Origin of the sequence: Kribbella sp. NBC_00359, assembly GCF_036097425.1 — a bacterium.
In the GTDB taxonomy this organism is placed as follows: Bacteria; Actinomycetota; Actinomycetes; order Propionibacteriales; family Kribbellaceae; genus Kribbella.
In genome coordinates, this window is the sequence record NZ_CP107975.1 from 7,596,240 (window position 1) to 7,620,027 (window position 23,788).

Annotated in this window: 23 protein-coding genes; 12 read left to right on the forward strand and 11 right to left on the reverse strand. The window is 69.5% G+C overall.

Annotation, left to right across the window (positions count from 1 at the left end):
- Positions 1-71: 71 nt before the first annotated feature.
- The 3 genes from OG876_RS36980 to OG876_RS36990 form a co-directional block, all read right to left on the reverse strand.
- A complete protein-coding gene (locus OG876_RS36980) occupies positions 72-1,238 on the reverse strand; it encodes an SPFH domain-containing protein (RefSeq protein WP_328521358.1) in 1,167 nt (388 codons plus the stop codon).
- A gap of 166 nt (positions 1,239-1,404) precedes the next feature.
- Positions 1,405-1,944, reverse strand: a complete 540-nt coding sequence (locus OG876_RS36985) for an NfeD family protein (protein ID WP_328521359.1) — start codon at positions 1,942-1,944, stop codon at positions 1,405-1,407.
- Positions 1,945-2,016: 72 nt separating this feature from the next.
- Entirely contained in the window at positions 2,017-2,799 is a 783-nt protein-coding gene (locus OG876_RS36990; RefSeq protein WP_328521360.1) for an ABC transporter ATP-binding protein, read from the reverse strand.
- 24 nt (positions 2,800-2,823) lie between these two features.
- Between OG876_RS36990 and OG876_RS36995 the strand changes: the two genes are divergently transcribed.
- The 7 genes from OG876_RS36995 (at position 2,824) to cphA (ending at position 12,216) form a co-directional block, all read left to right on the forward strand.
- Entirely contained in the window at positions 2,824-3,621 is a 798-nt protein-coding gene (locus tag OG876_RS36995) for a hypothetical protein (RefSeq protein ID WP_328521361.1), read from the forward strand.
- A 53-nt stretch (positions 3,622-3,674) separates the two neighbouring features.
- A complete protein-coding gene (gene serB, locus OG876_RS37000; RefSeq protein WP_328521362.1) occupies positions 3,675-4,892 on the forward strand; it encodes a phosphoserine phosphatase SerB in 1,218 nt (405 codons plus the stop codon).
- A 56-nt stretch (positions 4,893-4,948) separates the two neighbouring features.
- A complete protein-coding gene (locus OG876_RS37005; RefSeq protein WP_328521363.1) occupies positions 4,949-5,842 on the forward strand; it encodes a GNAT family N-acetyltransferase in 894 nt (297 codons plus the stop codon).
- 86 nt (positions 5,843-5,928) lie between these two features.
- Complete coding sequence (locus tag OG876_RS37010) at positions 5,929-7,299, forward strand: glycoside hydrolase family 16 protein (RefSeq protein ID WP_328521364.1); 1,371 nt, start codon at positions 5,929-5,931, stop codon at positions 7,297-7,299.
- 48 nt (positions 7,300-7,347) lie between these two features.
- Complete coding sequence (locus OG876_RS37015; protein ID WP_328521365.1) at positions 7,348-8,307, forward strand: zinc-binding dehydrogenase; 960 nt, start codon at positions 7,348-7,350, stop codon at positions 8,305-8,307.
- Positions 8,308-8,349: 42 nt separating this feature from the next.
- Positions 8,350-9,405 carry a cyanophycinase gene (locus OG876_RS37020; protein WP_328521366.1) on the forward strand — a complete coding sequence of 352 codons (1,056 nt, stop codon included), beginning with the start codon at positions 8,350-8,352 and terminating at the stop codon, positions 9,403-9,405.
- 9 nt (positions 9,406-9,414) lie between these two features.
- Positions 9,415-12,216 (forward strand): cyanophycin synthetase, encoded by a 2,802-nt coding sequence (gene cphA / locus OG876_RS37025; protein WP_328521367.1) that lies wholly within the window; start codon positions 9,415-9,417, stop codon positions 12,214-12,216.
- A 15-nt stretch (positions 12,217-12,231) separates the two neighbouring features.
- Here the strand turns inward: cphA and OG876_RS37030 are convergent, their stop codons facing one another.
- The 5 genes from OG876_RS37030 to OG876_RS37050 form a co-directional block, all read right to left on the reverse strand.
- Positions 12,232-13,083, reverse strand: coding sequence for a hypothetical protein (locus tag OG876_RS37030; protein ID WP_328521368.1), 852 nt, complete (start codon positions 13,081-13,083; stop codon positions 12,232-12,234).
- Between the two features lie 37 nt (positions 13,084-13,120).
- Positions 13,121-14,806 (reverse strand): Mur ligase family protein, encoded by a 1,686-nt coding sequence (locus OG876_RS37035; protein ID WP_328521369.1) that lies wholly within the window; start codon positions 14,804-14,806, stop codon positions 13,121-13,123.
- Positions 14,807-15,577 carry an enoyl-ACP reductase FabI gene (fabI, locus tag OG876_RS37040; protein WP_328521370.1) on the reverse strand — a complete coding sequence of 257 codons (771 nt, stop codon included), beginning with the start codon at positions 15,575-15,577 and terminating at the stop codon, positions 14,807-14,809.
- Between the two features lie 29 nt (positions 15,578-15,606).
- Entirely contained in the window at positions 15,607-16,311 is a 705-nt protein-coding gene (gene fabG, locus OG876_RS37045; protein ID WP_328521371.1) for a 3-oxoacyl-[acyl-carrier-protein] reductase, read from the reverse strand.
- A gap of 106 nt (positions 16,312-16,417) precedes the next feature.
- Positions 16,418-16,630, reverse strand: a complete 213-nt coding sequence (locus tag OG876_RS37050) for a dodecin (protein ID WP_328521372.1) — start codon at positions 16,628-16,630, stop codon at positions 16,418-16,420.
- A gap of 74 nt (positions 16,631-16,704) precedes the next feature.
- Here OG876_RS37050 and OG876_RS37055 point away from each other — a divergent pair, with 74 nt between their 5' ends.
- Entirely contained in the window at positions 16,705-17,064 is a 360-nt protein-coding gene (locus tag OG876_RS37055) for a DUF3099 domain-containing protein (protein WP_328521373.1), read from the forward strand.
- A 202-nt stretch (positions 17,065-17,266) separates the two neighbouring features.
- The gene (locus OG876_RS37060) at positions 17,267-17,470 is read left to right on the forward strand and encodes a hypothetical protein (RefSeq protein ID WP_328521374.1); all 204 of its coding nucleotides are present in this window, start codon (positions 17,267-17,269) and stop codon (positions 17,468-17,470) included.
- A 48-nt stretch (positions 17,471-17,518) separates the two neighbouring features.
- On the opposite strand, the gene moaA is transcribed toward OG876_RS37060, so the two are convergent.
- Positions 17,519-18,538: a GTP 3',8-cyclase MoaA gene (moaA, locus tag OG876_RS37065; protein WP_328521375.1), complete on the reverse strand. Its 1,020-nt coding sequence runs from the start codon at positions 18,536-18,538 to the stop codon at positions 17,519-17,521.
- 69 nt (positions 18,539-18,607) lie between these two features.
- Between moaA and OG876_RS37070 the strand changes: the two genes are divergently transcribed.
- The 3 genes from OG876_RS37070 to OG876_RS37080 are packed head-to-tail and all read left to right on the forward strand — an operon-like array spanning position 18,608 to position 21,993.
- Positions 18,608-19,396 carry an SURF1 family cytochrome oxidase biogenesis protein gene (locus OG876_RS37070; RefSeq protein ID WP_328521376.1) on the forward strand — a complete coding sequence of 263 codons (789 nt, stop codon included), beginning with the start codon at positions 18,608-18,610 and terminating at the stop codon, positions 19,394-19,396.
- Complete coding sequence (locus OG876_RS37075; RefSeq protein ID WP_328521377.1) at positions 19,329-21,167, forward strand: glycoside hydrolase family 15 protein; 1,839 nt, start codon at positions 19,329-19,331, stop codon at positions 21,165-21,167. Before OG876_RS37070 ends, OG876_RS37075 begins: the two co-directional genes overlap by 68 nt.
- 49 nt (positions 21,168-21,216) lie before the next feature.
- A complete protein-coding gene (locus OG876_RS37080; protein WP_328521378.1) occupies positions 21,217-21,993 on the forward strand; it encodes an SDR family oxidoreductase in 777 nt (258 codons plus the stop codon).
- Positions 21,994-21,996: 3 nt separating this feature from the next.
- Here OG876_RS37080 and OG876_RS37085 read toward each other — a convergent pair whose 3' ends face one another.
- Entirely contained in the window at positions 21,997-22,470 is a 474-nt protein-coding gene (locus OG876_RS37085) for a carboxymuconolactone decarboxylase family protein (protein ID WP_328521379.1), read from the reverse strand.
- A gap of 80 nt (positions 22,471-22,550) precedes the next feature.
- On the reverse strand, positions 22,551-23,642 hold the full coding sequence (locus tag OG876_RS37090) for a DNA polymerase domain-containing protein (RefSeq protein ID WP_328521380.1): 1,092 nt from the start codon (positions 23,640-23,642) through the stop codon (positions 22,551-22,553).
- Between the last annotated feature and the right edge of the window lie 146 nt (positions 23,643-23,788).

Sequence of the window (23,788 nt, forward strand, 5' to 3'; positions counted from 1 at the left end):
AACAACGGCGACAACAGAAAGCCTTCCCAGGATGGGCCTGGGAAGGCTTTGTGTGTGGTGCTGTCTGACGGTCAGCGTTGCGGGGGCTCGGCGGCCGGGGGCTCCTGGGAGGGAGCGGCCGGCGGCGGTGTGATCGACGGGGTGACCGGGATCTGGCCGCGGTTGCCGACGGCGGCGTTCTCGGCGGCGGCGATCGCCTCGCGGACCGCGTTGTCGGCCTCGGCCACCGCCGCGGCCGGCGCACCGGTCGTCGCCCCGGTGCTGTCCAGCTCCGGCACCTCGCCGTTGGAGAGCTCCGGCGCCTGCCACGTGCCCTCGGCCTTCGCCGGGATGCCGGCCACCTGGCCGACCGCACTGCCCAGGCCCTTGAGCGCGTCGCCGATCTCGCTCGGCACGATCCAGAGCTTGTTCGCGTCGCCCTGGGCGATCGACGGCAGCATCTGCAGGTACTGGTACGCGAGCAGACCCTGGTCCGGCTTGCCGGCGTGGATCGCGTTGAAGACCGTGGTGATGGCCTGCGCCTCACCCTGCGCCTTCAGGATCCGCGCCTGCCGCTCGGCCTCGGCCCGCAGGATCCGGGACTGCTTGTCACCTTCGGCGGTGAGGATCGCGGACTGCTTCTGACCCTCGGCGGAAAGGACCGCGGACTGCCGCATACCTTCCGCGGTGAGGATCGCGGCGCGCTTGTCCCGGTCGGCGCGCATCTGCTTCTCCATCGAGTCCTGGATCGACGGCGGCGGGTCGATCGAGCGCAGCTCGACCCGGTTGACCCGGATGCCCCACTTGCCGGTCGCCTCGTCCAGCACGTAACGGAGCTTCTCGTTGATCTCCTCACGGCTGGTCAGCGTCTGCTCCAGGTCCATGCCGCCGATGATGTTTCGCAGCGTGGTCATGGTCAGTTGCTCGATCGCCTGGATGTAGTTGGAGATCTCGTACGTCGCCCGGACCGGGTCGTTCACCTGGAAGTAGATGACCGAGTCGATCGACACCATCAGGTTGTCCTCGGTGATGACGCCCTGGGGCGGGAACGCGACGACCTGCTCGCGCATGTCGATGGTGTAGCGGACCTTGTCGACGTACGGCGTCAACAGGTTCAGGCCCGGCTGCAGACCGGTCCTGAACTTGCCGAACCGTTCGACGATCCCGACCGTCTGCTGCTGCACCACCCGGACGGACTTAACCAGTGTGACGATCACCAGTAAGGCGACCAATGCCAACACTATGAGGAACGCGGTCACTTGACCCTCCACTCGACAGAACCCTCAGGACGGACAGTCTTTCCTATCGACGGTCCACCTGGCGTTCCGGTTCCCGGCGCGTCGGCTGCCTGATCGAGCAGGTACTTCCACCGTCCTCAATTCGACAGTACTGCGCACGCGGGGCCACTCAACCGAGGGGCCGAGGTCAGCTCTGCGGTGGGTCGGTGGGATTCGGGTTCGGGGCCGGATTGTCGGTCGGCTCGGGGAGGTTGAGCTCGTGGTGCAGCGGCTCGCCGACCGGGTACACGACCGCGGTCGGGCCGTCGATCGACATCACCTCGACCCGGGTCCCGGGCTCGATCGTCGACACCTCGTCGTACGGGCGAGCCGTCCAGAGCTCGCCGTTCAGCCGGACCGAGCCGCCGCCGTCGGGATGGATCTCCTTGACCACGGTCCCGGTACGCCCGATCACATGGGCCGAACCGGTCTTCAGCTCGGTGCCGTCATGGAGCTTGCGCACGATCATCGGCCGGATGGCACCGAGCATCGCCGCGGCGGTGATCAACCCGACGACGATCTGCAGCCACAACAGTCCCGGGAAGAACGCCGCCACCCCGGCGGCCGTCAGCGCACCGGCGGCCAGCATCAGCAGCGTGAAGTCGAGCGAGGCCAACTCAGCCAGGCCGAGGACGGCGGCGATCGTCAGCCATGCCGCCCACATGTTGTCCCGCAGCCAATCCATCATTTCCCAAGCCTATCCACGTCGGGGCCTCCAAGCAGATGTTTGGACGCGTCAGCCGGGGTGCGGGATCCCGGGTCAGAGGGCGCGGGCGGTGTAGCGGCCGTCCTCCTGCTTCAGGGAGAGGGCCAGGTCGAAGGTGTCGCTCAGGGTCTCGGCGGTCAGGGCCTGGTCCATCGGGCCGGCCGCGACGATGCGGCCCTCCTTCAGCAGCAGCGCGTGGGTGAAGCCGGGTGGGATCTCCTCGACGTGGTGGGTGACCAGCACCATCGCAGGCGCGCCGACCGCGGTCGCGATCGAGCTGAGCGAGCGGACGAGCTGCTCCCGTCCGGTCAGGTCGAGACCGGCCGCGGGCTCGTCCATCAGCATCAGTTCGGGGTCGGTCATCAGGGCCCGGGCGATCTGGACCCGCTTCCGCTCCCCCTCGGACAGCGTGCCGAAGGTGCGGTCGGCGAGGTGCGCGATGCCGAGTTCGGCCAGCAACTCCTTGGCCCGCTGGTGGTCCAGTTCGTCGTACTCCTCGCGCCAGCGGCCGAGTACGGCGTACGACGCGGAGACCACGACATCCGAGACACGCTCGCTCCTGGGCAACCGGTCGGCCAATGCGGCACTGGTCAGTCCGATGCGGGGCCGCAACTCGAAGACATCGACGGCACCGAGCACCTCACCGAGCAGACCGGCGACACCGGCGGTCGGATGGATCTGGGCGGCCAGGATCTGCAGCAGGGTCGTCTTGCCGGCGCCGTTCGGACCGATCACCACCCACCGATCGGCTTCGTCGACGGTCCAGTCGATCCCGTCGAGCAGACGCGCGCCACCGCGAACGATCGACACCCCGGCCAGCTCCACCACTGCAGTCATGCTCAAAACCTACGGGGTGCCCGCGTGCGATCGTCGCGCACCCTGCCGGAGTCGTCCGGCCGGGCTCATGGTGGGAGACTGTCGGGCGTGCTGACCACCTCCGCCTCGGTCCGGTTCACCGTGTGGACGAACGCGATGCTGACCGGCGCCTGCGACCCCGACACCGCCGCACAGAAGATTCTCGGCGACGACGTCGGTCATCACGTCGCGGGTCTGGCCGGGCATCCGGAGCCGGCCACCCTGCCGGTCGCGCTGAACCTGTTGCGCGCCGCAGGAGCAACCCAGGCCCACCTCGCGCTGCCCGTCCCGGGTGATCCGATCGGGCTGGCCGGTCCACCGCCGTTCAACGAGGCCGCGCTCGAAACCGGCGAGGCGGTCGTACTCACGGGCGCCGACCTCGGACTGGTTCCGGCGTACGTCGGGCCGGCCGTGCAGTGGTCCGTGATGCCGGCCGCGAGCCCGCTGCCGGCCGATCTCGGCGAGGCGGATCGCGGTCTGCGGATGGCGTTGATCGACGCGGCGGAGTCACTGGCCGCGCTCGACGTCGCACGCTGGAAGCCGGAAGTCGCGGACGCGCTGATCGACATCCGCCGGATCGGCAGCGGCCGGAATGACGATCTCGCTCCCGGCTACCAGCCGCGTGCGGTGAAGGCGGCCGCCACCGCGCGGCGCTGCCTGGCGATCGCCGACGCCGCACTCGAGGACGACGGCGCCGCGGTCACCGGAGCCGAGGCCGACGCGCGTCGTCGCGCCCTCCTCGACCTCGCCGCCGCAGCGCGTCGCGCTCTGGTCGCGGCCTGCGATCCGCCTGTTCATGCCTGAGATCTGGACCGGACAGCGCGACGTCATCCGATATGGGTAGCGTTCGTGCTGCCATGACTGGACAGGGTGAGGACGAGAAGCTGGCCGCCGAGCGGCCGACCGTGCTGGTGACGTTGACCGGCACCGACCGGCCGGGGCTGACCTCCGCCGTACTGTCGACGATCGCCACCCGTGGGCTCGAGGTGATCGACGCCGAGCAGGTGGTCCTCCGGGGCCGGCTGGTCCTCGGGGTGCTGCTGTCCGCACCGCGCGACTACAAGGATCTGAAGGACGAGCTGAAGGCGCTGGCGAGCGTCCTGGACGTCGAGATCTCGGTGAAGAAAGGTGTCGGCGACAACGAGCCACGGCGCAAGGGCCGCAGCCAGGTGACGGTGATCGGGCGGCCGCTGTCCGCCGCCGGACTCGCCGCGATCGCCGGGCGGATCGCCGACACCGGCGCGAACATCGACCGGATCAGCCGGATGGCGCGCTACCCCGTGACCGCGATGGAGTTCGCCGTCTCCGGTGCCGATCCGGACGCGCTCCGGACCGTGCTAGCGCTGGAGGGTGTCCGGCAGAGCCTCGACGTCGCCGTCCAGGACGGCGGGCTGTACCGCCGGGCCAAGCGGCTGATCGTGATGGACGTCGACTCGACGCTGATCCAGGGCGAGGTCATCGAGATGCTCGCCGGGCACGCGGGCCGGCAGGACGAGGTGGCCGCGGTCACCGAACAGGCCATGCGCGGCGAGCTCGACTTCGCCGAGTCGCTTCGGCACCGGGTCGCCCGGCTCGAAGGTCTGCCGGTGTCGGCGCTGGACGAGGTGTACGACGCGATCGAGCTGGCACCCGGGGCCCGGACGCTGGTGCGGACGCTGAAGCGGCTCGGGTACCAGTTCGCGATCGTCAGCGGCGGGTTCAGCCAGATCACCGACAAGCTGGCCGCCGAGCTCGGCATCGACTACGCCAAGGCGAACGAGCTGGAGATCGTCGACGGCAAGCTCACCGGCCGCGTCATCGGCGAGATCGTCGACCGGGCCGGCAAGGCGACGGCCCTGCGCCAGTTCGCCGCACGCTCCGGTACGCCGCTGACCCAGACGGTCGCGATCGGCGACGGGGCCAATGACCTCGACATGCTCGCCGTCGCCGGTCTCGGCGTCGCGTTCAACGCCAAGCCCGTCGTCCGCGCGGCCGCCGACACCCACCTGAGCGTGCCCTACCTGGACACGATCCTCTACCTGCTCGGCATCAGCCGCGAGGAAGTCGAAGCCGCGGACGCCGACAACCCGGCCTGACTGCAAGAACGTGCAAAACGCCGCGCATCCCGGCCGCGGTGCGGGAAGATCGAGGCATGGTGCCACCCGGATTCTCCAGTCGTCCCGCGACTGCCGACGACGCGGACGCGATCTACCAGCTCGTCGCGGCAGCCGAGATCGAGTGGCACGGGCGGGCCGAGGTGGTGCCGGATCAGGTCGCGGCGGACCTTCGGCGGCCGGAGCTGCGCCTCGAGCAGGACACCCTGCTCGTCCACGCACCTGATGGTGAACTGGCCGGCTGGGCCTGGGAGCACCTGGGCAAACGCGCGCAGATCGAGGTGCATCCGTCGTACCACGGGCTCGGGATCGGGACGGCGCTGCTCGACTGGGCCGAGCAGCGGTCGCGGGAGGCCGGCAGCGAGTGGCTGGCGCAGGCGGTCGACGACCAGGACAAGGCCGGCACCGTCCTGCTGCGATCGCGGGGGTACGACGTACTCGCCACCAACTGGTTGCTCGAGCGTCCGCTGGACCCCACGGTGCTGCGAGACCTGCCCGAAGGGCTGACACTCACGCCGTACAACGAGACGCAGGCGCGCGCTGTCCACGAGCTGATCCAGGACGCGTTCTCCGCCTTCCAGCAGCGGCGGAAGTCGTACGACGAATGGGCCCGGCTGACCGTTGAGCGGTCGAGCTTCCGGCCCAATGCCTCGACCCTCGCGTACGCCGGTGACGAGCTCGTCGGTGTCGTCATCGCGCTCGACCTGCAGGACACGAACGAGGGGTACGTCGAGCAGCTCGCCGTACGCGCGGACCAGCGGAACAAGGGGATCGCCCGGGCGATGCTCGACGACACCTGTGCCGAGTTCCACCGGCTCGGGCGGCGGACCTGCATCCTCTGGACGCATTCGGGCACCGGCGCCCTCGGCATGTACGAACACCTCGGCATGCGCGTCCGCCGCAGTACGACGGTCTACCGCAACACCTTCTGATCCGGCTTCTGATCCGTTCCGTGACGAGCTGTTGACACTTCGGGGTGAGAGCGCTCTCATTGCCTCATCAATCCCTGGAGGTCGCTATGCGTTCCCGCCCCCTCATCACCGCATTGCTCGCCCCACTCCTGGTCACCGGCGCCCTGGCTGTCGCGGCGCAGGCGAGTGTCCCGCCACCGCCGGCCGGCTGGACCACTGTCTGGAGTGACGACTTCGACGGCGCGAACGGCACACTGCCGTCCGGCGCCGACTGGATCATCGACACCGGCCACGGATATCCCGGCGGCCCCGGCAACTGGGGCACCGGCGAGATCCAGAGCTACACGAACAGCCCGAACAACGTGGCCCTCGACGGCACCGGCAATCTCCGGATCACGCCTCGCCGCGACAGCGCCGGCAACTGGACGTCGGCCCGGGTCGAGACCCAGCGCAGTGACTTCAAGCCGCCGTCCGGCGGGGTGCTCGCGATCGAGAGCCGGATCCAGATGCCGAACGTCACCGGCAACGCGGCGCTCGGATACTGGCCCGCGTTCTGGGCGTTGGGCGCGCCGTACCGCGGCAACTACTGGAACTGGCCGGGCATCGGCGAGTTCGACATCATGGAGAACGTCAACGGGATCAACTCGGTCTGGGGCGTCCTGCACTGCGGCGTGAACCCGGGCGGCCCGTGCAACGAGACCACCGGCATCGGCGCCAGCCGCGCCTGCCCGGGCTCGTCCTGCCAGACCGCGTTCCACACCTATCGCTTCGAGTGGGACACGAGCGTCTCGCCGAACCAGTTGCGCTGGTACGTCGACGGACAGCAGTTCCACTCCGTCAGCCAGGGCCAGTTGCCGGCCGACACGTGGAACACCATGACGTCGCACGCCGGGTACTTCGTCCTGCTGAACGTCGCCATCGGCGGCGCCTTCCCGGACGCGCTCAACGGTCCGACCCCGCGCGCCGAGACCGTCCCCGATCGCCCGATGATCGTGGACTACGTGGCCGTCTCCAGCCGCGGCGGCGGCACGACTCCCCCGCCGACTACTCCTCCGCCCGGCGGTGGCGGCAGCGCGTACAGCACGCTGCAGGCCGAGTCCTTCCAGCAGCAGTCCGGCATGGGCACCGAGACGACGACCGACACCGGCGGCGGCCAGAACCTCATGCAGATCGGCAACGGCGACTGGGCTCTCTACCGCGGCATCGACTTCGGCAGCAGCGCCGCGACACAGTTCGTCGCCCGGGTCGCCTCAGGTGCGGCCGGAGGAGTCAGCGGCCTGGTCGAAGTACGCCCCGACAGCCGCTCCAACGCCCCGATCGGCAGCTTCGCCATCGCCAACACCGGCGGCTGGCAATCCTGGCGCTCGGTCCCCGCCAACATCAGCAGCGTCACGGGCGTTCACGACGTCTACATCACCTTCACCAGCGGCCAGCCGGCCGACTTCGTCAACCTCAACTGGTTCACCTTCGGGCACTGACCGACAGCGGCTGGTGCCGATCCCCGGCACCAGCCGTACCGTCGAACCATGCTGGCCCTCGTCAAGGCAGGATCCTCGGTATCACTGCGGAGGGTCCCTGATCCGGTCCCCCAGTCCCACGAGGCACTCGTCCGGGTGAACACCTTCGCCCTGACTCACCGCGACCTGATCGACCTCGTCGACCCGACGGGCTTCGGAGATGTCCCCTACGGCACCGTCGTCGGTCGCGACTTCGCCGGATCCCTGGTCGAGTATCCGGCTGCCGTCACTCCGACCGCGAAAATGGGAGCCGTCCAAGGTGCCCGCCTCGTCGGCACAGTCCGCGCGGGTGCGTGGGCCGAGTTGGTCGCCGTTCCCTACACGCGTCTCGCCGGCCTCCCCGACAACGTCGCCGACGTACAAGGCTCGACCCTTCCTACCCCGGGCCTGGCCGCGCTCCGCGCGCTGCAGCACGGTGGCTTCCTGGTCGGCAAGGAGGTGCTGGTCACCGGCGCCCGCGGTGCGGTCGGCCGGCTCGCCTGTCAGTTGGCGCACCTCGCCGGCGCGCATGTCGTCGCCTACGTGCGTCCTGGCGAGCGGGCTCCACGGAGCCACCGGCCGTTGGATCAGGTCCCCGGTGCCGATCGCGTCACCGAACACCTGCCGGGGCGGTTCGATCTGATCATCGAGACCGTCGGGGGTGAGACCTTCGGCGAGGCGATCGAGTCCCTGGAGCCGGGTGGGGTGCTGGTGGCGGTCGCGACGCCGGAGCTGCGGGGCCGGGTGAGCTTCCGGACCTGGCGGGTCGATCGATCTGCCGGTGCGCGGATCCAGTTTCTGGACGAGTACGACGACGTGACGGCGGCCGACGCCATCCACAGCGACCTGAAGCGGCTCGTCGAGCTGGTGGCGACGTTCAAGCTGGATGTCGGGGTGGCGGTCGAGGAGTCGTGGCGGAACGCGGCGGCGGTGATCGAGGCGGTCCAGGAGCGGCGGATCAAGGGGCGGCTCGTGTTCCGTCCGCGGTGACGGATTGGGGGGTTGGCGGGGGTCAGCACCTATTCTTCGGCTATGTCTGATGTGCAGGGTGGGCCGGGGGCTCTGTTTGCTATTGGTGGCGCCGAGGACAAGCTGAAGAAGCGGATGGTGCTGCAGGAGTTCGTCGAGGCGGCGGGCGGGGCAAAGGCGCGGATCGTGGTGGTGCCGACGGCGTCCGCGCTCGGGCCGGACGTGATCGACGTGTACCGCGCCCTGTTCGCCGCGCTCGGGGCCGCGAGTGTGGTCGGCGTACGTCCGGAGAATCGGGAGGACGCCGACGACCCGGCGTTCCTCGAGCCGCTGGACGACGCCACCGGGATCTTCATGACCGGCGGCAATCAGCTCAAGCTCGCCGGCGTCGTCACCGGTACGGCGTTCGGCCGCGCGGTCACCGCCGCCCACCAGCGCGGTGCCGCGGTCGGCGGGACGTCGGCCGGCGCGAGCATCCTGGCCGAGCACATGATCGCGTTCGGCCGGTCCGGGGCCACCCCGCGGCAGCGGATGAGCCAGCTGGCCGGCGGCCTCGGCCTGGTCCAGGGCGCGATCGTCGACCAGCACTTCGCCCAGCGGAACCGGTACGGCCGGCTGCTGTCGCTGGTCGCCCAGTCCCCCGGCCTGCTCGGGATCGGTGTGGACGAGGACACCGCGGCCGTCGTCCGCGGCTCGCACCTCGAGGTCGTCGGCCGTGGCGCGGTGACGATCTTCGACGGCAGCCGGATCACGTCCAACGCCCACTACGCCAAGCGATCCGAGCCGATCCTGGCGTCGGGCGTCGTACTGCACGTCCTGCCCGCGACCGCGACGTTCGACCTGCGGGACCGGGTCCTGTTGTCGTACGGCCCGCAGCCGCCGGCCGCGGAGATCGCCGAGCTCGAGGCCGCCGAGGCGGACCTGCGCAAGCTGGCCAAGGAGATCGCCGCCGAGGGGGTGTCACCCAGGTACTACGAGGAGCACAAGCGGCGAGCAGGGCGTCGTACGGCGAAGACCACCAGGCCGGCCGCCGCCGGGGAGTCCAGACCGGAGGCGACCGAGCCGATCACGGCCGGCGCCGAACTCAGCCACCCCGACACCCCGCAACCAGAACAGTGAGCTGCATTGATGGCCGCACCAGCTGAGACCACCGGCACCCCCGCCCCCGACCTGAAGATCATCGAGACCCGGGTCTACCGCGGTCCGAACGTGTGGAGCTACGACCCGGCCATCCACCTGGTCGTCGACCTGGGATCGCTGGAGAACTTCCCGTCGAACACTATCCCGGGCTTCTCCGAGAAGCTCCTCGAGTACCTGCCGCGGCTCGACCAGCACCACTGCTCGCGCGGTCGTCGGGGCGGTTTCATCGAGCGGCTGCACGAAGGCACCTGGCTCGGCCACATCGCCGAACACGTCGCGCTGCAGCTCCAGCAGGAGGCCGGCCACGACATGCGCCGCGGCAAGACCCGCCAGGTCAAGGGCGTCCCGGGCCGCTACAACATCACCTACGCGTACGCCGACGAGGCGGTCGGACTCGCCGCCGGTGAGCTGGCCGTCCGGTTCGTCAACCACCTGGTGCAGCCGGACCCGGAGTTCGACTTCACCACCGAGCTGGAGAAGTTCATCAAGCGGGCCGAGCGGACCGCGTTCGGCCCGTCGACGCAGGCGATCGTGGACGAGGCGGTCTCCCGCGACATCCCGTGGATCCGGCTGAACAAGGCCAGCCTGGTCCAGCTCGGCCAGGGCGTGCACGCGAAGCGGATCCGGGCCACGATGACGTCCGAGACCGGGTCGATCGCGGTCGACATCGCCAGCGACAAGGACCTCACCACCCGCCTGCTCGCGTCCGCCGGCCTGCCGGTGCCGCGGTCGGAGTCGGTCCGCACGGTCGAGGAAGCGATCACGGTCGCGCACAAGATCGGCTACCCGATCGTCTGCAAACCCCTCGACGGCAACCACGGCCGCGGCGTCTGCCTGAACCTGCAGAACGCGGACGAGCTCCGGGAGGCGTTCCCGATCGCGGCCGAGCAGTCCCGGCGCGGCTTCGTGATCGTGGAGAACTTCGTCACCGGCAAGGACTACCGCTGCCTGATCATCAACGGCCGGATGGAGGCGATCGCCGAACGCGTGCCCGCGCACGTCGTGGGCGACGGCGTCCACACCGTGGCCGAGCTGGTCGACATCACCAACGCCGACCCGCGGCGTGGTGTCGGCCACGAGAAGATCCTGACCCGGATCACCGTGAACGCGGCCGCCCGGGAGCTCGTCCGCAGCCAGGGTTTCGAGCTGCACGACGTACCGCCCGAAGACGTGATGGTGAAGCTGACGCTGACCGGCAACATGTCCACCGGCGGCATCTCGATCGACCGGACCTGGGAGGCGCATCCGGAGAACGTCGAGATCGCCGAGGAGGCGGCCCGGATGATCGGGCTCGACATCGCCGGCATCGACTTCATCTGCCCTGACATCACCCAGCCGGTGCGCGAGACCGGCGGCGCGATCTGCGAGGTGAACGCGGCACCGGGCTTCCGGATGCACACGAACCCGACGATCGGCGAACCGCAGTACATCGCCAAGCCGGTCGTCGACATGCTGTTCCCGCCGGGCGCGACCAGCCGGATCCCGATCGTCGCGGTCACCGGGACGAACGGGAAGACCACCACCGCGCGGATGATCAGCCATGTCTTCAAGGGCATCGGCCGCAAGGTCGGGATGACATCGACCGACGGCATCGTGATCGACGAGCGGCTGGTGATCCGCCAGGACGCGTCCGGGCCGAAGTCCGCCCGGATGGTGCTGCAGAACCCGCGGGTCGATTTCGCCGTCTTCGAGGTCGCGCGGGGCGGGATCCTGCGCGAAGGGCTCGGGTACGAGCGCAACGACGTGGCGGTCGTCCTCAACATCCAGCCGGATCACCTCGGCATGCGCGGGATCGACACCCTCGAGCAACTCGCCGACGTGAAGGCCGTGCTCGTCGAGGCGGTGCCGCGGACCGGGTACGCCGTACTGAACGCGGACGACCCGTTGGTGCGGAAGATGCGGCGGCGGTGTTCCGGCCAGGTGGTGTGGTTCAGCATGGCCGAGCCGGGCAGCGAGGTGCGCGAGTACATCGAGGGGCACTGCCGGCGGGGTGGCCGGGCGGTTGTCCTGGAGCGTTCGGATCTCGGCGACATGATCGTGGTGAAGCACGGCCGGCGGTCGATGCAGCTGGCGTGGACACACTTGCTCCCGGCAACGTTCGGTGGCCGGGCGATGATGAACGTGCAGAACTCGATGGCGGCCGCGGCCGCGGCGTTCGCGGCCGGCGCGCCGTTGCACGACATCCGGCAGGGCCTGCGGACGTTCAGTACGTCGTACTATCTGTCGCCCGGGCGGTTGAACGAGATCGACGTCGACGGGCGGACCGTGATCGTCGACTACTGCCACAACGCGCCGGCGATGCGGATGCTCGGCGACTTCGTCGATCGGCTGGGCGAGAGTCTGAGCGCCTCGTCCGAGCTCGGCCGGCCGTCGCGGATCGGGGTGATCGCGACCGCGGGTGACCGCCGCGACGACGACATCCGCGAACTGGGTGAGGTCGCCGCCGGGCACTTCGACGTCGTCATCATCCGTGAGGACGCGCGATTGCGCGGCCGCAAGCGCGGCGAGGCCGCGGCGCTGATCGAGGCCGGCGTCCGGTCCGCGATGGGCAACGGCGCCCGCTGCCGCCAGGTCGACACGGTGCTGGACGAGTTGACCGCGGTCCGCCACGCCCTCAGCCGGTCGAACAGGGGCGACCTTGTCGTCCTGTGCGTCGATCAGCACCAGACCGTGCTGGCCGAGCTCGAATCCGTCTCCCACCTGGCCCAGGCCGGCGCCCGCTCGGGCGACGAAGGCGGCGATCCCGACTACCTACAGCCCGGCGACGAGCCCGACGTACCAATGGAATGACCGGATGACCCGTCCCTAGATGACCGGGTCTCGTCTCGGGAGGAGCCGGCGTCTGGGCTCCTCCTGGTCGATCCAGTCGAGGTCGTCCGAGAGTACGGCGTCGTTGGATTTGTCGGCGTACCTGTCCGGCGGGGGTGGCGGCGGTGGGAGCGCGCGGAGTTTGAGGGCCACCATCGGGATGGCGAGCAGGACGGCGAGGACCAGCCAGGGCCAGTACTCACGGAGCAGTGGCTCGAAGGACTGGAAGAACGCCTCGGTGGCGGCGTCGCCGACCGCGTCCATCGGCTTGCCGCTCGAGTCGCTGATCACCTGGACCGCGTCCACGACTCCGAATGACGCCAGGTAGAGAGCCGTCAGCAGCAACCAGAAGGATGCCGATCGCCACCCGCGCCGCCAGCAGGCCGCGTACAGGAGCAGGGCGAGACCGGCCGCGATGAGCAGGCCGTTCAGCTGCCAGAGCCAGCGCCACTCGGTCAACTGCTCGGCGGGGCGCATCGCGTACCAGGCGACCGGAAGCGCGAGCGCGAACGCCGCGACCACCGAGCTTCTGGAGCCCAGGGCGCCGAAGAACGCGCCGACGGCGCTTGCCACCAGCAACGTGATCACCAGCGACCGGTCCGACCAGCTGTTCCCGGTCAGCCACCACATGCCCCCGGCAACGATCAGGACCACCGGCACGGCGGCGCGCACCCGCGCGATCAGGAGCCCGGCCAGGACCCCGCCGGCGAATCCGCCCAGCACCAGCAGATCGATCCGCAGCGGCACGAACAGCGTCATACCGCCCGGCAATCCCTTCAGGTACGTCGCGGCGAACCCGGCCACGAACCAGGCGATCACCGCGGACGGAATCGACCACAGGTAACGCATGACACCCCGTTCCCCGCCCCAACCACGGCGGACGGGGCTAGTGCTGGGTTCTCTCGACCTTGCTCTTCAAGATCTCCGGTGTGTCGACGGTAGCTCCCTGGGACCGCAACCACGCGTCAAGACTCGCCCGATCCTGCAGAGACATCACCGCGACGACGTCCCCGGGCTTCGCCTCCCCGACCAGTGCCTGCGCCGCTTCCAGCTCGGTCGGGTACGCCGGTACGTCGTCCACACCGACCGACGCGGCGCCCTCGCGGAACACCGCCTCAAGCTCGGTCGGCGGCCGGCCCCGCAGGTACTCGGTCTTGTGGCCGATCACCACCCGGTCCGCCCCGCGCGCGCCGATGGCACCCAGCGCGGCGACCATGTCGTCGGCCCGGTCCCCCGGCGAACCGAGAGCCAGCAGCAACCGTCCGCCCTCCGGCCGGACGCCGTTCATGATCTCGAGCAGTGCCTCCAGCCCGGCCTCGTTGTGGGCGAGGTCGATCACGACGGTGAAGTCGCGCAGCGAGTACATGTTCATCCGGCCGGGGTTGTTCTCGTTCGGCGCGAACGTGCTCAGCCCTTCGATCACCGCCGCCCGCGGCAGCCCGAGCCCGAGCGCCGCCGAGGCCGCGGCCAGCGCGTTCTCGACGTTGTAGTGCGACAGCCCGGACAGCGTCATCGGTACGTCGACGACCTTCAGCAACGGCTCGGGGTCACTGGCCTGGTCGAGCACCGTGATGAATCCGTCCAGGACGGTCGTCGCCCGGCCGCCCTCGTCCAGCACGGTCCGGATCGACGGCGAGTCGGCATCGCGCGAGAACACCCAGCACTTGGCCGGCGAACCGAGCCGCATCGCGAACGTCCGGGGGTCGTCGCCGTTCACCACGCACCAGCCGCGCGGCCGGGTGATGTGGGTGATGACCGCCTTCACCTCGGCCAACTGGTCGACCGTGTCGATGCCGCCGAGGCCCAGGTGGTCCGCGGTGACGTTCGTGACGACCGAGACGTCGTTCGAGATCACGCCGACGCCGCGGCGCAGGATGCCGCCACGGGCCGTCTCGGTGACCGCGAGCTGGATCCCCGGCTGGGACAGCACCTGACCGGCGCCACTCGGTCCGGAGAAGTCGCCGTACTTGACCAGTTCGCCGTCGAAGTAGACGCCGTCGGTGCTGGACCAGCCGACGTGCAGGCCGGCCGCACGGCCGATGTGCGCGATCATCCGCGACGTCGTGGTCTTGCCGTTCGTCCCGGTCACCGCGACCACGGGCACCTTCGGGCGCAGGGTCGGCGGCGGGTTGCCGGGCGGTTCGTTCCGGACCCGGTCGCCGACGGAGGTGATCAGGTCGGTCAGGTCGTCGGACCCGAACGCGTCCAGCACCTCGACGATCGCGGCCCCGAGCGCCCGCGCCCGGTTCTCGTGGGCCCACGGGAACGCCACCACCAGGCGCCGTACGTCGGACTCCGGGCGGACCCGGACACCGATCCGCCCGATCCCGGCTTCGCGGGCGATCCGCCGTACGACGTGACCGGCGACGCGGATCGCGAACCGCTGCCGGAACCCGGACCCGATCCGGCCGGGCCGGGTGGTGCCGAGACCGATCGCCTGGCCGTAGGCCTTAGCGGCCGGAGCCGGGGCGTCGACGAGGGCCGACACGTCGAGCGTGAGCTTGACGGCGGCACGACTGAAATAGAGGTTGGCGCCGTCCAGGACCCGGAGCTCAACCAGCGATGTGGCCACCTACGCTCCCATCGCGTGGTAGCCGCCGTCGACGTGGACGATCTCGCCGGTGGTCGCCGGGAAGAAGTCGCTCAGCAACGCGACGATGGTCCGGCCGGTGGGCTCCAGGTCGGTCGGGTCCCAGCCCAGCGGGGCGCGGTCCAGCCACGGCCCCTCGAACTTCTCGAAGCCCGGGATCGCCTTCGCGGCCAGGGTCTTCAGCGGACCGGCCGAGACCAGGTTGCAGCGGATGCCCTGGGCGCCGAGGTCGCGGGCCAGGTACCGGCTCGTCGACTCGAGCGCGGCCTTGGCCACGCCCATCCAGTCGTACCCGGGCCAGGCGACAGTGGCGTCGAAGGTCAGCCCGACGACGCTGCCGCCACGGCCCATCAGCGGCGCACAGGTGATCGCCAGCGACTTGAGCGAGTACGCCGACACGTGCACGGCCTGGGACACGTCGTCCCACGGGCCGTCGAGGAACTTGCCGCCGAGGATGGTCTCCGGGTTGCCGTAGGCGATCGAGTGCACGACCCCGTCGAGGCCGTCGACGTGCTCGCGGACGGCATCCGGCAGCGCGGCCAGATGGTCCGGATCCGTGACGTCGAGCTCGAGCACCGGCGGCTCGACCGGGAGGCGTTTGGCGATCCGTCTGGTGATGCCCAGCGCGCGGCCGAAGTTGGAGATGAGCACGGTGGCGCCTTGCTCCTGCGCCACTTTGGCGGTCGCGAAGCCGATCGAGGAGTCGAGCGTGACGCCCGCGACCAGGATGCGCTTGCCGTCGAGGATGCCCACCGGCGTCCCTTTCTAGAAATGGTGTGTTGTCAGTTGCCCATGCCGATGCCGCCGTCGACCGGGATCACCGCACCGGTGATGTATCCGGCCTCCTCGGACGACAGCCAGCGGACCGCCTGCGCGATCTCCTCGGTCCGGCCGAACCGGCCGAGCGGGATCTGGCTCAGGTACTGCTTCTGGGTCTCCTCCGGCAGGACCGCGGTCATGTCGGTCTCGACGAAGCCGGGAGCGACCACGTTCGCGGTGATGCCGCGGCTGCCGAGCTCGCGGGCGATCGAGCGGGCCATCCCGATCAGACCGGACTTGCTGGCGGCGTAGTTCACCTGGCCGGGCGAGCCGAGCATGCCGACCACCGAGGAGATGAAGACGATCCGGCCCTTGCGCAGCCGCAGCATCCCCTTCGCCGCCCGGCGGGCGACCCGGAACGAGCCGGTGAGGTTGGTCTGTACGACGGCGTCCCAGTCGTCGTCCGACATCCGCAGCAGCAGGGTGTCGCGGGTGATGCCGGCGTTGGCCACCAGCACCTCGACCGGGCCCTGCTGCTCCTGGATCGCGTCGAACGCCGCGTCCACCTGCTCCTGGTCCGTGATGTCGCACTTGACCCCGAAGAAACCCTCCGGCGGCGGGCTGCTGTTGTACGTCACGGCGACCTGGTCACCGGCCTCGCGGAACGCGGTCGCGATCGCCAGCCCGATCCCCCGGTTGCCACCGGTCACCAACACAGACCTGCTCACAAGCCCTCCTCACTCGGCACCAGTGGAGGAACGCTATCGCCCGCCGCCCGCGTGCCCGGACGGCGGGTGCCCCCGCCCCTCCGCCGAGCGCGGCGAGGCGTGCTGTTCAGGAGTCCTCGAGGCGGAAGCCGACCTTCATGGTCACCTGGTAGTGATCGATCTGGTTGTCGGCGACATGGCCGCGGATCTCGGTGACCTCGAACCAGTCGAGGTGCCGCAGGGTATCGCCGGCCCGGCTGATTCCGTTGGTGATCGCCTGGTTCAGGCCTTCCTTGGACGTGCCCACGATCTCGGTCACGCGGTAGGTGCGGTCGGTCATGAGACGTACCTCTCCATCCTGGCCGCGCCGGGGCGAACGACGCGGCGTACCGTTGTTCTTGTTGAGGAGGATAGATGTCGAGACGTCGTGAACGGAGCGGCGAGACCGTCATCTCGGTGACGAGTGCGCAGCCGGGCCGGTCCGCGGATCTGGACAGCCGGATCGCTCGGTATGCCTGGATGATGTCGATCCGGATCGTCTGCTTCGTGCTCGCCGTGATCACCCCCTCGCCGTGGCGCTGGATGTTCATCGTCGCGGCCGTGTTCCTGCCCTACATCGCGGTCGTGCTGGCGAACACCCAACGGACCACGACGGTGTCCGACGCGCAGCCGTTCGTGGCCCCCGCGCGACCCGCGATCGGCTCGCATCCGGCGGCCGTCACACCACCGGATCAGGCTCCCGATCCGGAGCCCGCGATCGACACCGAAAAGTGATCTGTGCCGGGACTGGAAACTTTGGCGGGATCCGTGTCAGAATCTCCCGCGTGCTCTGAAGTTCACGGATGAAATTCAGGGACTTGATGCGGCGTCGGACGGCTCCCCCCGTGGCTGTCCGACGTCGCTTCATTTCGTCCAGGCTATTGATAATTGAGTGGTCAGGAACAATTGCCCGCATGCACAGGAATGGGTGTCCCCGATGACTGACGAGGCACTCCCATCGGTCTGCTCCGCCAGGGGATGCGGGCAGCCGGCCACCTGGGCGCTGCTGTGGAACAACCCGAAGATCCACACACCCGACCGGCGCAAGACCTGGCTGGCCTGCGACGAACACAAGGACAGCTTGTCCGACTTCCTGGCCCGCCGGTCATTCCTGCGCGAGGTCGAGCCTTTCTCCGGCTAAAGACCCAGACCCGAAAAAGCACATTTCCGGATTGGGCCGGTATGGCGGTCAGCCGCCGATCGCGGACATCGGCCGGGTGGGTTGCAGGAAGCTCGGGTCGTTGATGCCGTGGCCGGGGAGTTTGTCGCGCATGGCGCGCCGCCAGCGATCGGCCAGTTCGTCGTCGTCCGCACCCGCCCGCAGCGCCGTCCGCAGGTCCGACTCGGTCCGGGCGAACAGGCAGTCGCGCACCTGACCGTCGGCGGTGAGGCGGACCCGGTCACAGTCACCGCAGAACGGCCGCGTCACCGACGCGATGATGCCGACCGTCTGCGGCCCGCCACGCACCAGGAACGACTCGGCCGGCGCACTCCCCCGGGCCGACGGGTCGGTCGGCGTCAGACCGAACCGTTCGTCGAGCAGTTCGTGGATCTCGTCCGCGGTGACCATGGTCGCGCGGTCCCAGCCGTGCTGGGCGTCCAGTGGCATCTGCTCGATGAAGCGCAGTTCGTAGCCGCGTTCCAAGCAGTAGTCGAGCAACTCGGGCGCCTGCTGGTCGTTCACGCCGCGCATCAGGACGGCGTTCACCTTCACAGGTGTCAGCCCGGCTGTGTGTGCCGCCTCGAGTCCGGCCAGCACGTCCTTGAGGCGGTCCCGGCGTGCGAGCTCGACGAAGGTCTCCGCCCGAATCGTGTCGAGGCTCACATTCACCCGGTCCAGACCGGCGTCCTTGAGGGCCTGGGCCTGCCGGGCGAGGCCGATCCCGTTCGTCGTCAGCGACACCTCGGGCCGTGGCGTGAGCTCCGTCGTACGCGAGACGATGCCGACCAGGCCGCGGCGGAGCAGGGGCTCACCACCGGTGAAGCGGATCTCGCGCACGTCCAGGCGGGTCACCGCGATCGAGACCAGGCGGACGACCTCGTCATCGGTGAGCAGGTCGGGCTTGGCGAGCCAGTCCAGGCCTTCCTCGGGCATGCAGTAGCTACAGCGCAGATTGCAACGGTCAGTGAGCGACACGCGCAGGTCGGTGGCGAGCCGGCCGAACCGGTCCGCCAGACCCACCTGGGTCACCTCTTCCGTAGCCGTCATGCCTTCAGCCTACGTGCCGGGCGCGAGTCTTTTCAGGCGATGGCTTAAGTTCGAGATGTGGGTCGCTTGATGAATGTCCGCTGGATCGCCACCGCGCTGGCGGTCCTCGTGCTCGCCGCGGTGTGCGTCCAACTCGGCCGCTGGCAGTTGCACCGGCTGGACGAGCGCAAGGCCCGCAACGACGTCACCCGGGCCAATCTGAAGGCTCCGCCGGCGCCGCTCGACCAGGTCGTCGGCCAGCAGGGCGTGATCGGCGACCAGCACGCGTGGCGGACGGTCGTCGTCACCGGCACGTTCGACGCGTCGAAGCAGATCGTCATGCGGTACCGCAATGTCAGTGACCGGCCCGGCTTCGAGATCGTCACCCCGCTGATGCTCGCCGACGGCAAGGGGATCCTGGTCGATCGAGGCTTCCTGGCCCGCCAAGGCGCTGAACTCGCTCCGCTGCAGATTCCCGCCGTACCGGCCGGCGAGGTGACGATCACCGGCCGGCTGCAGCGCAGCGAACGCGGCGGCAACACCAACGGCGGGACGCCGGACGACGGTACGGCGCGACTGATCAACGGACCGGACTTCGCCAAGGCCCTCGGCCTGAACCTGTACGACGGCTACATCACCGTGGACAAGCAGGAACCGGCCAACGACCCGGCGTTCGGCGCGTTCCCGGGACCGGAGATCGACGACGGGCCACACTTCTTCTACGCGCTGCAGTGGTTCTTCTTCGCGCTGCTGGCGCTCGGTGGACTGGTCTACTTCTCCAGACAGGAAGTACGCGGTGAACGATCAGCGGGTGACAGCGCAGCGGCCGCATCGCCGGAACCGTCCCGACCCGAAGCACGTACCGGAGCGGCGGATTGAGGACTACGCGCTGATCGGTGACCTGCAGACCGCCGCACTGGTGTCCAAGCAGGGCTCGATCGATTGGCTGTGCTTCCCGCGGTTCGACTCCGAGGCCTGTTTCGCGGCGCTGCTCGGCACCGACGAGAACGGCCACTGGCGGGTCGCTCCCCGCGACGCCGACGCGGTCAGCAGCTGGCACTACCGCGACGACACGCTGATCCTGGAGACGGAGTGGTCCACCCCGACCGGATCGGTCCGGGTGATCGACTTCATGCCACCACGGGACGCCGCGCCCGACGTCGTACGGATCGTCGAAGGCATCAGCGGGACCGTGGAGATGCGGTCCGAGCTGCGGCTGCGGTTCGACTACGGTCAAGTGGTGCCGTGGGTGCGGAACCTCGACGGCCAAGTGGTCGCAATCGCCGGTCCGGACGCGGTGTCGTTGCGGTCCGACATCCATCAGTACGGGCGCGACTTCGCGACGTACGCGGATTTCCGGGTCTCGGCCGGGGACCGGGCCTGGTTCGTGCTCACCTGGCATCCGTCGCACCACCCGGTGCCCGAGCCCACCGACGCCCTCGCGTCGCTCGAGCCGACCGCGACGTACTGGACCGAGTGGATCGCTCGCAGCAAGGGCGCGAACGAGTTCGGCGAGGAGGTCACCCGCTCGATCCTCACGCTCAAGGCGCTCACCTACGGCCCGTCCGGCGGCATCGTCGCGGCGCCGACCACCTCGTTGCCCGAGGCGCTCGGCGGGCAGCGCAACTGGGACTACCGGTTCTGCTGGTTGCGCGACGCAACGATGACGCTAGCGGCGATGCTGCGATCCGGCTACAGCGAGGAAGCCCATGCCTGGCGGGACTGGCTGCTCCGGGCGATCGCCGGATCGCCGGCCGACCTGCAGATCATGTACGGCGTGACCGGGGAACGGCGGCTCCGGGAGTTCGAGGCGGATTGGCTGCCCGGGTTCGCCGCGTCGGCGCCCGTACGGATCGGGAACGCCGCCGCGGACCAGTTGCAGATCGACGTGTACGGCGAGGTGATGGACGTCCTCGCGCTGGCCCGCGAGACGCAGATCGGGGCGAGCGACGAAGCGTGGGCCGTGCAACGCGGGCTGATGCGCCACCTCTCCGAGATCTGGAACCAGCCGGACGAGGGCATCTGGGAGGTCCGCGGCGGCCGCCAGCACTTCACCCACTCGAAGGTGATGGCCTGGGTCGCGTTCGACCGGGCCGCGCGGGCGGTCGAGCGGTTCGGGCTGGGCGGACCGGCCAAGCAGTGGCGGGCGATGGCCGAGGAGATTCACCGGGACGTGTGCGAGAAGGCGTTCGACCCGGAGCGGAACACGTTCACCCAGGCCTATGGCAGCAAGGCGCTGGATGCCGCCGTACTGCTGATCCCGCAGGTCGGCTTCCTGCCGCCCAGCGATCCGCGGGTGGTTGGGACGGTCGACGCGGTGCAGCGGGAGCTGGCCACCGACGGGTTCGTCCGGCGGTATCTGACCGAGCACACCGACGACGGGCTGCACGACGACGAGGGCGTGTTCCTGATCTGCTCGTTCTGGCTGGCCGACGCGCTGGCGATGATCGGCCGGGTCGGCGAGGCTCGCGACCTGTACGACCGGCTCGTTGCCCTGCGCAACGATGTGGGGTTGCTCGCGGAGGAGTACGACCCGGCCACCGGCCGGATGCTCGGGAACTTCCCGCAGGCCTTCTCGCATCTGGGGCTGGTCAACACCGCCTGGCATCTGACCACCGCCGAGTCGCCGCTGCGCCGGTCGGCGTACTAGGCACCGGTTCTTGCCGGAGGCCACGAACAGTCGAGGTGCGCTACGGGGTGTGGTGAGGCAGGATGGTGACGTGGACCTCGGACTGCGCGACCGCACCTACATCGTCACCGGAGCCAGCGCCGGACTCGGCTTCGCCACCGCGAAAGCCCTCGCCGGCGAAGGCGCCAGGTTGGTGATCTCGAGCCGCAACGAGGAGTCGATCGCCCGCGCCGCGGCCGAGCTCGGCGAGAACGTCGTCGGCATCCCGGTCGACAACGCCGATCCGGAGAGCGCCGAGCGACTGGCCGCGACCGCGATCGCCAAGTGGGGCGCATTGCACGGCGCCCTCATCAGTGTCGGCGGCCCCCGGCCGGGCACGGCTCTGGACACCGACGAGGAGGACTGGCGGGCGGCGTTCGACAGCGTCTTCCTCGGCGGCCTGCGGATCGCCCGCTCGGTCGCCCGAGCGGGTTCGGAGGGTACGTCGATCGTCTTCGTGCTGTCGTCGTCGGTGAAGTCCCCGATCAGCGGCCTGGCCATCTCGAACGGTCTGCGCCCCGGTCTGGCGATGGTGGCCAAGACGCTCGCCGACGAGCTAGGCCCGAACGGGACCCGCGTGAACGGCCTGATGCCCGGCCGGATCGCCACCGACCGGCTCAAGGAACTCGACGCCAAGGGTGGCGACCCGGAGGCGGCCCGGCGCGCCTCCGAGAAGACCATCCCCTTGCGTCGCTACGGCGACCCCGACGAATTCGGCCGCGTCGCCGCCTTCATCCTCTCCCCCGCCGCCTCCTACATCACCGGAACCATCCTCCCCATCGACGGCGGAGCCCTCCGAGCCCTCTAGGTATCAGCCCCACTGGCCGGGGACGTAGTCGCCGGCCGGCTGCTGGGTGATGACGTTGAGGCGGTTCCAGGTGTTCATGCTCGCGATGGTGGCGATGAGCGCCGCAAGCTGTTCCTCGTTGTAGTGCTTGGCCGCATTGGCCCACACCTCGTCGGTGACTCCCGGTGCGGCGTCGGCGAGCCGGGTGCCCTCTTCCGCCAGCGCGAGTGCGGCGCGCTCGGCCTCAGTGAAGACCGTCGCCTCCCGCCAGGCCACGACCAGGTTGAGGCGCAGCGAGGTCTCCCCGCGCTCGATCGCGTCCTTGGTGTGCATGTCGACGCAGACCGCGCAGCCGTTGATCTGGCTGACCCGCAACGCCATCAGCTCGAGCGTGTCGATCGGCACGCCGGCCGACCTCGCGACCAGGCTTCCCGCGTTGACATGCTTGATGAACTTCATCGCGACCGAGTTGGTGAACAGATCCAAGCGGGCGTCCATAGTGGTGTCTTCTCCTTAGCGGATGTGTTGTTGACACCACTCCGACGAGACAGCCCCGCAAGGTGTGAGTTCGGCCGGGGTCAGTCCGGCGCGATCCGGTTGCCCTGCTCGTCCCAGTGCCCGGCAACCTTCTTGCTCGGCTGGACGCGGGGCGGTTCTCCCGGCATCTTCGGGTAGTCGGGTGGGAAGTTCAGCTCGCCGCCAGGGAGTTCCTCCCACAGGCGCAGCAGCGCATCGAGCGGGTACGCCGTCTCGTCCATGTCCGCCCAGGGATCGCCGTCGGCGAGGTAGTCCGGAACCGTGTGCAGGTTGAAGGCACGCGGGTCGTCCACCTCGGCAAGCCGGTCCCACGTCATCGGCGTACTGACCGGCGCACCCGGCCGTGGTCGCAGCGACCAAGCGCCCGCGACCGTCCGGTCCCGGAGGTTCTGGTTGAAGTCCAGGAAGATCGAGGCCTCGCCGCGTTCCTCCTTCCACCAGGCCGTCGTCACGCCGTCGTCGCGCCGCTCGAGCTCGCGGCCGAGGCCGATCGCGGCATGCCGGACCTGGTCGAAGGTCCACTCCGGCCGGATCCGCACGTAGATGTGGATCCCGCGGTTGCCGCTGGTCTTCGGATATCCCCGTAGGCCCAGCTCCTCGAGAAGTTCGCGGGCGACGCCGGCCACCCTCCGCGCATCGGCGAAGGTCGCGCCGGGCTGTGGATCGAGATCGAGGCGCAGCTCGTCGGGGTGGTCGAGATCGCTGCTGCGCACCGCCCACGGGTGGAAGGTCAGCGTGCCCATCTGGGCCGCCCACACCGCAGCGGCAGGCTCGGTCAAGCACAGCTCGTCGATCGGGCGGTCGTTCGGCGTCAGGACGCGGCAGGTCTGGAGCCAATCGGGAGCACCCTTGGGGAGGCGCTTGGAGTAGAAGCCGTCCCCGGTCTGACGACCGATCGAGTCCACCGACAGCGTCATACCCTCGCGCCACCCACCGGGCCAGCGTTCCAGCGCGACCGGACGGTCGCCCGACGCTCGCATGAACGCAGGAGCCACACCGATGAAGTACTCGCAGACCTGCAGCTTCGTGACCTCCGGAGCCCAGTCGGTCGCCTCGTAAACAACCCGATCGGGGCTGGAGACCCGGACCTCGCGGTCTCCGACGGTGACCACCACCCCTGTGCTCTTCGCCATGCCGCGACGTTATCGCCCCGCACCGACCAAGTCCCGGAATTGCCCGGGAGCGTGCGGGAAAGGCAACTTTTCCCAACCTCTGGCCACCGTGGGTGACCGAGCGGTAACGTTCCAGCACCCTCGTTCCTGGGGCGTGAGGCCCCCGG

Coding starts and splice junctions, on each gene's coding strand:
- OG876_RS36985 (WP_328521359.1), bottom strand. CDS start 1,944: ATGATGGATTGGCTGCGGGACAACATGTGGGCGGCATGGCTGACGATC.
- OG876_RS36990 (WP_328521360.1), bottom strand. CDS start 2,799: ATGACTGCAGTGGTGGAGCTGGCCGGGGTGTCGATCGTTCGCGGTGGC.
- serB (WP_328521362.1), top strand. CDS start 3,675: ATGACTGGACAGGGTGAGGACGAGAAGCTGGCCGCCGAGCGGCCGACC.
- OG876_RS37005 (WP_328521363.1), top strand. CDS start 4,949: ATGGTGCCACCCGGATTCTCCAGTCGTCCCGCGACTGCCGACGACGCG.
- OG876_RS37010 (WP_328521364.1), top strand. CDS start 5,929: ATGCGTTCCCGCCCCCTCATCACCGCATTGCTCGCCCCACTCCTGGTC.
- OG876_RS37015 (WP_328521365.1), top strand. CDS start 7,348: ATGCTGGCCCTCGTCAAGGCAGGATCCTCGGTATCACTGCGGAGGGTC.
- OG876_RS37020 (WP_328521366.1), top strand. CDS start 8,350: ATGTCTGATGTGCAGGGTGGGCCGGGGGCTCTGTTTGCTATTGGTGGC.
- cphA (WP_328521367.1), top strand. CDS start 9,415: ATGGCCGCACCAGCTGAGACCACCGGCACCCCCGCCCCCGACCTGAAG.
- OG876_RS37030 (WP_328521368.1), bottom strand. CDS start 13,083: ATGCGTTACCTGTGGTCGATTCCGTCCGCGGTGATCGCCTGGTTCGTG.
- OG876_RS37050 (WP_328521372.1), bottom strand. CDS start 16,630: ATGACCGACCGCACCTACCGCGTGACCGAGATCGTGGGCACGTCCAAG.
- OG876_RS37055 (WP_328521373.1), top strand. CDS start 16,705: ATGTCGAGACGTCGTGAACGGAGCGGCGAGACCGTCATCTCGGTGACG.
- OG876_RS37060 (WP_328521374.1), top strand. CDS start 17,267: ATGACTGACGAGGCACTCCCATCGGTCTGCTCCGCCAGGGGATGCGGG.
- moaA (WP_328521375.1), bottom strand. CDS start 18,538: ATGACGGCTACGGAAGAGGTGACCCAGGTGGGTCTGGCGGACCGGTTC.
- OG876_RS37070 (WP_328521376.1), top strand. CDS start 18,608: ATGAATGTCCGCTGGATCGCCACCGCGCTGGCGGTCCTCGTGCTCGCC.
- OG876_RS37085 (WP_328521379.1), bottom strand. CDS start 22,470: ATGGACGCCCGCTTGGATCTGTTCACCAACTCGGTCGCGATGAAGTTC.
- OG876_RS37090 (WP_328521380.1), bottom strand. CDS start 23,642: ATGGCGAAGAGCACAGGGGTGGTGGTCACCGTCGGAGACCGCGAGGTC.